Here is an 8,935-nt window from a genome sequence, read left to right on the forward strand (position 1 = left end):
GCGGCCCCTCCCTAGCTCGACAGCAGGTCGCGGATACTATCGCGCGCCTTGCGTACCGTTCGCGACTCGCTGTGCCCCACGGTGTACTGGTAGAGCTGCCCAAGCTGCGTGCGCACCCGGCCGGACTGTGTGCGCCGCGCAGCGCCGACCGCCCGTCGGGCCTCCTCTGCGCCCCCTGCGATGTCTCCCGCGAGGAATCGGCACTCGGCGAGGCCGATACGGTCAAGTGCGTGGGAACGGCCGGCCTCGGGGCCGCGAGCAGCGAGTGCACAGCGGATCTCTGCGGCGGCTCGTTCGGCGTGCCGATGCGGGTCCTGCCGGGCCATGTCGAGGAGTCTGCCCCCTGTGACCCCGGCGAGCTCTGCCTCGTCGAAGTAGGCAATCCAGTACGGCTCTTGCTCGCCCGGCACTGCTGCGGCGAGCGCCTCGGTGGCCCGCGCCGTCGCTCGTTGAAAGCCGGCAGTCCTGCCCTGCGCTGCGTACGCCCATGCCTCGCGGGTGTGAAGCATCGCCCGAACGCATGACCCGATGACGTCGCGGGCGCCTTCTTGGGCAAGGTTGATGAGCTGCAGCGCGTCGTCAGGCCGATCGCGGTAGAGCATCTGCCGAGCCATCCCGGCGAGAACGTTCGCGCCGAACACAGCGTCGCCCCCGGCATGTGCGGCACGCAGCGCGAGGCGGTAGTAGTCCTGCGCGCGGCTCTGCAGTCCGGAGTCCCATGACATCGTGGCTGCGGTTCCGGCGAGTTGAGCCATGATCCGGTACAGGCGCGCTTCGACGTCCGGCGCCTGGTGCTCGTCGAGGTTCGCCGACACCTCGTTCAGCTGCCCCAGTACGGCCTTTCGGCGCAGGCCGCCGCCGAAGCGGTGGTCCCACTGTCGGAACGCTCGTGCCGTCGTCTCCAGTTCGCTGATTTCGGTCATGCCAAGGCGCCCCCGGCGGCGTGGCCTCGGAACCGCGGCGGCGGGCTGCAGCCACCCTTCCAGGGAATCGAGCAGGGAAGCACCGGTGACAGTTGCTCCAGCTAGTGCGCGAGTCATCGCGCGTCGGTCCATCACGAGATCTTTTCCAGTCAGGTGCGAGGCAAGATCGACGGTGGCGTCGGGGCGCCACGGAATGTCGTCTGTGGCTGGTCGTTCACCCGACGGCATCGGCGGGTGAACGACCGGTGGCTCGGTGGTTTTCTCCCACGGTCGGGGAGCGAGCCCGAGCAGGCTGCCGGGGATGCGTAACCCGTCGGCGATGCGGCAGACCACTTCGAAGGACGTGACCCGTTGCGCCCCGCTAATGATCGTTGACACCTTGCCGGGGGTGAGCTGGCAGGCCGCCCCGATCCGGTTCTGCGACAGGCCGCCCCACTTCTTGATCAGGGTGAAGGCGGCAGCGAAGTCATGCTCAGCGAGGGCTCGTCGGACGTCGTCTCTGTCGAGTACGTCGGGGTTGAGCGGGCCGGGGGTGGTGGCATCCATGTGGGCCGACTTCCGGAGCGATCTTATGTACGCGGGCGCACCTTGCAGGAGCTGCAACGAGTGTATTACCGGTTCGGTAACCCCCGTCGGTCATACCGCAGTTGACCGGATCGGTCGACGCTACAAGAGCGACCGGAGCCGAGGAGCGCCCCGGGCGACCAGTACAGATACCGAGGGTCGGAAGAGACGTAGCAATGACGATGACGATCAAGGTTTACCGGGTAGCGGCCGACGGGCAACGGCGTGACGTCGGGCCGACGGTGACAGTTCCGCAGGGCGACCCCGAGCGGCTGCCGAAATCCCTCAACGACAGCGACAAATGCACGTGCCGGCGTTGTGAGGCCAGCCGGTGAAGGCGCCGCCCGAAGCCTCCGGTATGGGTGTCCCTCAGGACTGGTGCGAGTGGCACAACGGCCCTACCGATACTGAGCTCGACGCACTGTGGGGCGAGACGAATTCGGGCCCGCCGATGCAGACCTTGGCGTGCGAGTCGTGCCGCGAGGCTGCTGCCGCCAACGCCGCGAGGTACGGGTCGTGAGCGCCGTACAGACCGTGCGGCGCGTGCAGATGACTCACGTCTGCTGGATCCCGCAGTCCGGCCGGCCTCTGCGCTGCACCCTGGAGCCGAACCACAGGCGCGCTGATCACTACCACTGGCCGACGCGCACGTCATGGCCGCGCAGGGCGGGCGAGTCACAGTGACCGCTACCACCGTGCCCAGCAGACCCACGTACAAGACGCCGGAATGCCGCGCCGACGCGTGCGAGCTCTGCCACGGCCCCGGCGACGTCCGGCTGCCCGGTATAGCGCTGCCCGTCGAGACGCTGCGCTGCGACTGCGACTGCCATAGGCGGCCGCCCGACTGACCCCGCCCCGGCCGATGCATCCGGCCAGGAACCCCGGCCGAGGCGGACGTCCATCCCATCCAGAGAACGGGAGAACACCACTATGAGTACCACCAGTACGGCGTCCGCAGTACGAGACGCCCGGTCGTACCTGACCCCCGCAGAGTTCGCCGGCGTCTCCGCCACCGTCCAGAAGGACAACCCCGACATGGCTCCGGCCGTCGCCGACCGCATCACGCTGGAGGCGATCAAGTTCGTCGCCGTGGCGGCGGAGGGGGCCAAGGGCATCGCCCCGTCCCGAATCGTCGATGAGGGTTGGCACGCCCTCATCCTGCACACCGACCTGTACGGCCGCCTATGCGATCGGCTCGGCGGCGGGTTCGTCCACTACTACCCCGAGCTTCCGGACGCCGGTCGGTACGGCCCCGAGTTCATCGACCGGACCATGGCCGCCATCGAGACCGCCCGGTTCAGTGTCGACCGTGAGCTGTGGGTGGCACCGCCTGACGTCACGCTTATCGAGGTGAGCGCCAATTGCCAGCACGCGCCGAACTGCACCATCAAGCCGGGCCCCAAGCCGGAGTGCCTGCCTGGCACAGCTGCTTGACCGCAACCCCGCGCGTACCCTGCTACCGGATGGGAGGACACACCATGACGGAGTGGACAGACCCCCGGTACGCGGAACTCGTGAAGTTCGTGCGTGAGCAGCAGGAAGAGGCCAAGCAGCGGACACCCAAAGGCGAAGAGCCTCCTCGGTTCCGCAGCTTCGTCTACCAGCTGCCCACCACCGACTGAGCCCGCCCGACCAGGCCCCGGTCGCACGGCCAGCGACCGGGGCCCCTGTCTGCCCGGAGACCCCATGACCACCACCGCCTGGGACGACTACGCCCTGCGCGTCAAACCTCGCCCGCCCGCCAACGCCGCCGGCGCCACCACCTGGTTCAACTGGACCCAGTACCCCGACCACGGACCCGGCGCCGAAGCCCTCGGCAACGGCCCCGGCGCCGAGGTCCTGGACCTCGGGTGCGGCAGGGCGACAACCTCGCACACATCGCAACCCTCGGCGCCCGCGCAGTCGGCGTCGACGTATCCGCCGTCCAGCTCCGGCTCGGCGCTGCCGTGGCCATGGTCGATGAGGCGAAGGACGTACTTAGCGGAGGCGACCTGTGACACCTTCCGGCGTGATCCTGTATGGGCCTCCCGGCTCAGAGAAGGACACGGTTACGGCCGAACTGGCGTGCCTCCGCCCCGAGTACACGCTCTTCCAGCGGCTCAAAGCCGGTCCCGGTCGGACCACTGGATACCGAATGACCACCTGTGAGCACATCGAAGAGCTCTCGCAGGCGGGAGAGCTGCTGTATCGCAATGCTCGGTACGACGCCGAGTACGCCATTGACCAACGCGGGGTGTCCGACCTAGTGGAGGGCGGTCGGATTCCCGTGCTGCACATGGGCCAGGTCGCTGGTGCGAGCGCCATCGGAGCGTTCCCGATTCGGTGGGCGAAGGTCCTCCTCTGGTGCCCTCAAGCGGTCACGGAGGAGCGCTGCAAAGGACGCGGCGACAAGGACGTAGACGTGCGGCTCAAGGTCTGGCACGAGACCAGGCAGGACCTCTTGGATCACGCAGGCGAACCATGGCCGCTCGTCATCGAGACCCATCGGCTCACCCCAGCGCAGGCCGCCCGCAACATCAACGGCGCCCTCACAGTCGGGACGCTGCCCGAAGTACGAAACATCAGGAAACTGGTCGGATGACGACACTGGGCATCTTGCACCCCGGAAGCATGGGTGCCGCCGTTGCGGCACAGGCAAGGGAACGAGGGGCGGAAGTCCTTTGGTGCCCAGAGGGGCGGAGCGCAGCAACCAAGGATAGGGCTCTGCGGTATGGGCTCACGCCCGTGCGTGACCTCGGGGAGATGTCCCGACGTTGCGACATCATCCTCAGTCTCTGCCCACCAGCCAACGCAGAAGACGTAGCAGCCGCTGTTGCCTCAGAGTCTTTCTCTGGGGTCTACATCGAGGGCAACGCAATTTCCCCGGCCCGTATGGCGCGCATCAGCGGTCTCCTGCTGCGTACAGGCACTGCCGTTGTTGACGGCTCGGTCATCGGCTCGCCGCCCTCAGCGTCGAAGACTCCCCGGATGTACTTGTCCGGCCCAGAATCTGCCTTGGAGTCCGTCGCTCTGCTTTTCGAGGGGACGTCCGTGCAAACCCGTCCCTTGGCCGGGGGGATCGGCAAGGCATCGGCACTGAAGCTGGCCTACAGCAGCTACCAGAAGTCCAGTCGAATGCTCGCAGCTGTCGCCTACGCTCTTGCCAGCGACCACGGATTGGAAGAAGAACTCCTAGAGGTCGCGAAGGACCGCACGGGCAGCTACCTCGCTGAGGCGGCGTACATCCCAAAGGTCGCCGCACGGGCGTGGCGATGGGCACCGGAGATGCGTGAAGCTGAGAGCGCCCTGTACGAAGCAGGCCTGCCGGCCGAACTGGCACAGGCCTCCGCCGCAGTCATGGAACGGTGGGCGATGTCCAGAGATCGGCCGCTCGATTTGAGCGAGGCGCTCGCACAGCTTCACGAGGCCTCGGAGCGGTAAGCATCGGAATGTGCATCCCACTCCAGCAGGGATCCGATCGCGGCTGAGACGTCCGCCGCCCTCAAATCGGGGCTGCGGGCATCAGTCGGCCACCGCCGTCCGGCCGAGATCCATGCTGTCCGCAGCCCCGCAGACCGGCCCCCCTCGACATCCGTCTTGGGGTTGTCACCCACCATCCACCCGCCCTCGGCAAGGCGGACGCCACAACGGACAGCCGCTACGTTGAATATCGCCACGGACGGCTTCCGCGCTCCGACTTCCTCGGAGATGCACACGGCATCCAGCAGCGACACGAGCCCGGCTGCCTCCAGCTTCGCCGTCTGTATGTCAGTCGCTCCATTCGTGAAACAACCGCGATCGTCCAGCCAGCCGCCCGCATTTTGCTGAGGTCACTGAGCACCCCCACTCGACAACGAGCGCGGGCAGCCATACCCACGACGTAATCGCCCCACAGTGAGGCGACCCGCTCGGTGAGGCCGAGGGAATCCTTGAGTCGCTCGAAGTCGGCCGGGTACGCCCTCTCGCGAAGCACATCGATAATCAGGCGTTGCGCATGGGGAGGCAGTGCGCGAGACGCGCTGAAGCTACGGGCCCAATCGACCAAGCCGCCCTGCCTGTCGATCAGCGTGTTGTCCAGGTCGAAGAGAGCGAGCCGTTGCACCCGGCGAAGGATACGCGAGGCCTGCCTCAGACCTCCTCAGTAGCTACCGCGTGTGCAGCTGGAGCTGCTCGCGATCCGGTGCAACACGCCTGGAGGCGCCGCTGTCTGACACGTCAAAGCCGATGGGGTGAACTGCCCGCCACGCGCCAACCGTCACTGACCGATCTCGCTAGAGCTACGGACTGTGACTCATCCCCTTGCTATCCATGGCTGACTGCCTGTGCCTGCTCGTTCGACTTCAGAGAGAGCTTTCTTCGTGATGACCTTGGCGAAGTACCCGGAGCCAAAGGCGATGTTCATCACGACGTACCAAAACCTCTCCGCCGTAGTCATTTCAACGAGCCCGTATTCGCACAGTGCCTTCTTGGTGGGGACCTTCGCGAAATAAGACGCCCCGAACGCGATCCATCCGAGGATGTACCAGAAGTTTTCCGCACTCGTGGTACTGCCGCTACCGAGAGTCTGTGTGGTCATTTGGATCTCCGCTCCGGACGTCGTACTGGATCGACGATCATGTGCCCATTTTGCGCCGTTCAGTAAGATTTGCCGGTGTGAGTGGCTATGGTGCAGTTATGCCTGCACCCGGAGAACTCAATAGGCCGTCACGGAGCCAACGCGGTAGAACTTTCCCTACCTCGTCAAGCGCTGCCAGGGCGTCAGCGGAAGCCGGAACTGCGCCCTCTCGCTGGCGAAATCCCTCCCTGCCCGTAGCGCCGACCCGACAACACGCTTGGTTTCTTGGATTATTAGCCGTTGTTAGGCGGGCGCTAGCTCCAGATTGATAGCCCTGGACCGCCGCCGCGAGCGTCCCTTCTTCGGACACTCCTTACAGTGCGTCGCTCCATGGTCTTTGCAACGTTGCCCTTGCCGGATCGCTTTGGTTATGCCCTTGAGTTTCAAGGGTCGACGCGTCGCCTTTGCTGCCGCACGAGCCTTCCGCCGTTCTTCCTTTGTGGGTACCTGTCTATTCTGCGCCCGCGTACTCCGAGACTCGCGGTCAGTCATGGCTTATCTCACTTCCTGTCTTTGCACCAGCCTATTATGTAGGTGAGAAACTTCACGAACCCGCCTGCCATGGTCGCGTACGCAGCTACCCAGCGGGGCTGGTTCTCTTGCGAGTCTCCCATGGGTATAAGTACGAGAGCGATGCCAGCTGCCAGCAATATGATTCCGAAGTGATATGTCCACTCGGCGGCCTGCTCCCATCTGCGCCCCGTTTTTGCTTCCACTTCCTGGTCGTTATGAAGACTCTGGGCTTCATCTTCAGTCCACGGAAGTGGGCGCCATTCCGTGATCTCCGCGTGTGAGTACATGCGAGCGCGCGCATTGAACCCACATTGCACGCAGGCGACGAATGCCATTGCGGCGAGAGTGAGGAGAAGCAAAGCCCAGCCCGAGTAGCGGATTTTGTCCGGAGCCTGAGCAATGACTCCGACGAGTGCGGTGGAAAAGCCTGCCAGGAGGGCGCCCGCTCCGCCGGACATCGACTGCCGAGCGGGTGTCAGGCCGAAGGGCCCCGGGTCGTGCCAGCGCAACGCGGGCGGCGGCGGCTCGGGAGGAGAGTGCGGGCACTTTCCCCAGGAGATGTGCAGGCCCATGACGCCTCACCTACCTCACGCCTCTCATTCATGGTCGAGTCTGTGATCTCTGCTGGCAACTGGAGAAGCCCGACGGCTGCGCTCTGCTCGCGTCATCACCTGCGACCATCCGGCGGCCCGGTATGTCTCGACGGGAGCCTGGCTCGCCAGGACGCGGGGAGGCACCCGAGACGCCTCAGCGACCAGCTCACCTGGAGTTCGCATTGAGGGGGTAAGGGTCCGCTACGCGGGCCATCGCGGCCAACCTCTGGCCAGAAAGGCCGGTGAAGAGTGCGACGCGGCCCGTCTGTCGAGGTCAGCGCATTGCTGGGACCGTAGGTGGACTGGTCTTGAAAACCGTCACTGCCCGAGTGCGGTAGAACTTTCTCTACTTCATCAAGGCCCGCGCACGGCGCGGGCATGAGGGGGGAGACACTCTCTGTGACTGGGGCGGTCCGCTCCAGGCTCTAGGCAGCCACTTTGGGGCGAGCCTGCAAGATCATGGTCCCAACGTCGTGCTTTACCGGGCAGGTCCACAGACTGCCCGACTCGCCGGAAGCTTATGGGGCCATGATCAATCATGTGGAGTCGAATAAGATGCGGCGCCATGAACGCCATTGGGCCCGCCGGGTTTTGGAGCTACACCCACCGCGACGACCACCTTGACGGGGGGCGCATTCGGCGCCTCGCCGAGGCCATCGCGCACGCATTCGAGATTACGACAGGTGATGAGCTCCACGTATTCGTGGACAATAACTCCATCGCCTGGGGTGAACAGTGGCGTGCACGCCTGGATTCCGCTCTCACTAGTACAACTTTTCTAATCCCAATCGTCACTCCGAAATTCCTTAAGAGTCAGGAGTGTCGACGCGAAATCATTACCTTCAGTAGTCACGCTGCAAGCCTCGGCCTTGACGACCTAATCCTTCCGATTCACTATGTGAATGTTCCTCAACTGACCGAGGGGGACTCTAGCGACGAGGTTGTTCAACTGATCGCGCGACGCCAGTGGGTGGATTGGCGTCAGCTTCGTCTCGAAGACGAACACTCCCCAGAGTACCGTCAAGCGGTCAATGACCTCGCTCTGCGCTTGAAAGGGATTCTGGAGACACCGCCTGCTAGCGGTCCCATCGTAATCCCCTCGAATGACACAGAGGTCGATCAGCCCGGTTTCCTTGACTCGCTCGCCGAAATGGAAGTATCGCTCCCTGAGTGGGCGGAGACGGTGCAGGAGTTCGGCGAGGTTCTTGAATCGCTCAATCAGAAGACGCTAAACTCGGCGGCTCTGATGCAGCAATCCGATGATCGCGGCGGAGGCTTCGCCGGTCGTTTGCGGGTGACTAACGAGCTGGCGGCCGATCTGGGTGAACCAGTTGCCAAGATGTCGGAGCTCGGGGGGAGGTATTCGGCAGAGCTATCCAGAATCGATCCGGGAATCATCACGATTATTCGAATGATCAGTGAGGGTGAGGTCACTCAAGAAGAAGAGGAAACGGCACGCGAATTTTTCACTCAACTAATGGGGATGATCGTAGCGGCGCGCGAAGCCGTCCCGAACTTGCAGAGTGTCAGTGATGGGGCGAGAGTTATGGCCTCTGGAAGTCGAGCCCTGCGGCCTCTGATGAACTCAATTCAGACTGCTGCACAACAGGTGATCGACGGACAGACCCTCATCGAGGAGTGGGGGCGGATGATTGACGAGCTTGGTCAACCGGTAGCTGAGGCTGGCGAAGCACATGAGGGCCCTCCAATCGGTTGACGGGGGCAAGCTAAGGGCTGTCCCGTAAATG

11 protein-coding genes are annotated in these 8,935 nt (G+C 64.4%); 7 read left to right on the forward strand and 4 right to left on the reverse strand.

What is annotated here, in order from left to right:
- Positions 1-11: 11 nt before the first annotated feature.
- Positions 12-1,469, reverse strand: coding sequence for a helix-turn-helix domain-containing protein (locus J7I98_RS29945; RefSeq protein WP_214928167.1), 1,458 nt, complete (start codon positions 1,467-1,469; stop codon positions 12-14).
- A gap of 713 nt (positions 1,470-2,182) precedes the next feature.
- Between J7I98_RS29945 and J7I98_RS29950 the strand changes: the two genes are divergently transcribed.
- From J7I98_RS29950 to J7I98_RS29975, 6 genes are all read left to right on the forward strand, one after another.
- Positions 2,183-2,335 carry a hypothetical protein gene (locus J7I98_RS29950; protein ID WP_214928168.1) on the forward strand — a complete coding sequence of 51 codons (153 nt, stop codon included), beginning with the start codon at positions 2,183-2,185 and terminating at the stop codon, positions 2,333-2,335.
- Between the two features lie 82 nt (positions 2,336-2,417).
- Positions 2,418-2,921, forward strand: a complete 504-nt coding sequence (locus tag J7I98_RS29955; protein WP_214928169.1) for a hypothetical protein — start codon at positions 2,418-2,420, stop codon at positions 2,919-2,921.
- Positions 2,922-2,965: 44 nt separating this feature from the next.
- Complete coding sequence (locus J7I98_RS29960; protein WP_214928170.1) at positions 2,966-3,109, forward strand: hypothetical protein; 144 nt, start codon at positions 2,966-2,968, stop codon at positions 3,107-3,109.
- 228 nt (positions 3,110-3,337) lie between these two features.
- Positions 3,338-3,484, forward strand: coding sequence for a hypothetical protein (locus J7I98_RS41475; protein WP_251021405.1), 147 nt, complete (start codon positions 3,338-3,340; stop codon positions 3,482-3,484).
- Between the two features lie 137 nt (positions 3,485-3,621).
- A complete protein-coding gene (locus tag J7I98_RS29970) occupies positions 3,622-4,068 on the forward strand; it encodes a guanylate kinase (protein ID WP_214928171.1) in 447 nt (148 codons plus the stop codon).
- Positions 4,065-4,907: an NAD(P)-dependent oxidoreductase gene (locus tag J7I98_RS29975; protein ID WP_214928172.1), complete on the forward strand. Its 843-nt coding sequence runs from the start codon at positions 4,065-4,067 to the stop codon at positions 4,905-4,907. Before J7I98_RS29970 ends, J7I98_RS29975 begins: the two co-directional genes overlap by 4 nt.
- Here the strand turns inward: J7I98_RS29975 and J7I98_RS43025 are convergent.
- From J7I98_RS43025 to J7I98_RS29990, 3 genes are all read right to left on the reverse strand, one after another.
- Entirely contained in the window at positions 4,886-5,200 is a 315-nt protein-coding gene (locus tag J7I98_RS43025; RefSeq protein WP_374225189.1) for an HAD family hydrolase, read from the reverse strand. The two genes, J7I98_RS29975 and J7I98_RS43025, sit on opposite strands and share 22 nt — an antisense overlap.
- Positions 5,201-5,757: 557 nt before the next feature.
- Positions 5,758-6,042 carry a hypothetical protein gene (locus tag J7I98_RS29985; protein WP_214928173.1) on the reverse strand — a complete coding sequence of 95 codons (285 nt, stop codon included), beginning with the start codon at positions 6,040-6,042 and terminating at the stop codon, positions 5,758-5,760.
- 539 nt (positions 6,043-6,581) lie between these two features.
- Positions 6,582-7,166, reverse strand: a complete 585-nt coding sequence (locus J7I98_RS29990; RefSeq protein WP_214928174.1) for a hypothetical protein — start codon at positions 7,164-7,166, stop codon at positions 6,582-6,584.
- 586 nt (positions 7,167-7,752) lie between these two features.
- Here J7I98_RS29990 and J7I98_RS29995 point away from each other — a divergent pair.
- The gene (locus J7I98_RS29995; RefSeq protein ID WP_214928175.1) at positions 7,753-8,904 is read left to right on the forward strand and encodes a toll/interleukin-1 receptor domain-containing protein; all 1,152 of its coding nucleotides are present in this window, start codon (positions 7,753-7,755) and stop codon (positions 8,902-8,904) included.
- Positions 8,905-8,935: the final 31 nt, after the last annotated feature.

The organism is Streptomyces sp. ISL-98, from assembly GCF_018614055.1.
Taxonomy (GTDB): domain Bacteria; phylum Actinomycetota; class Actinomycetes; order Streptomycetales; family Streptomycetaceae; genus Streptomyces; species Streptomyces spiramyceticus.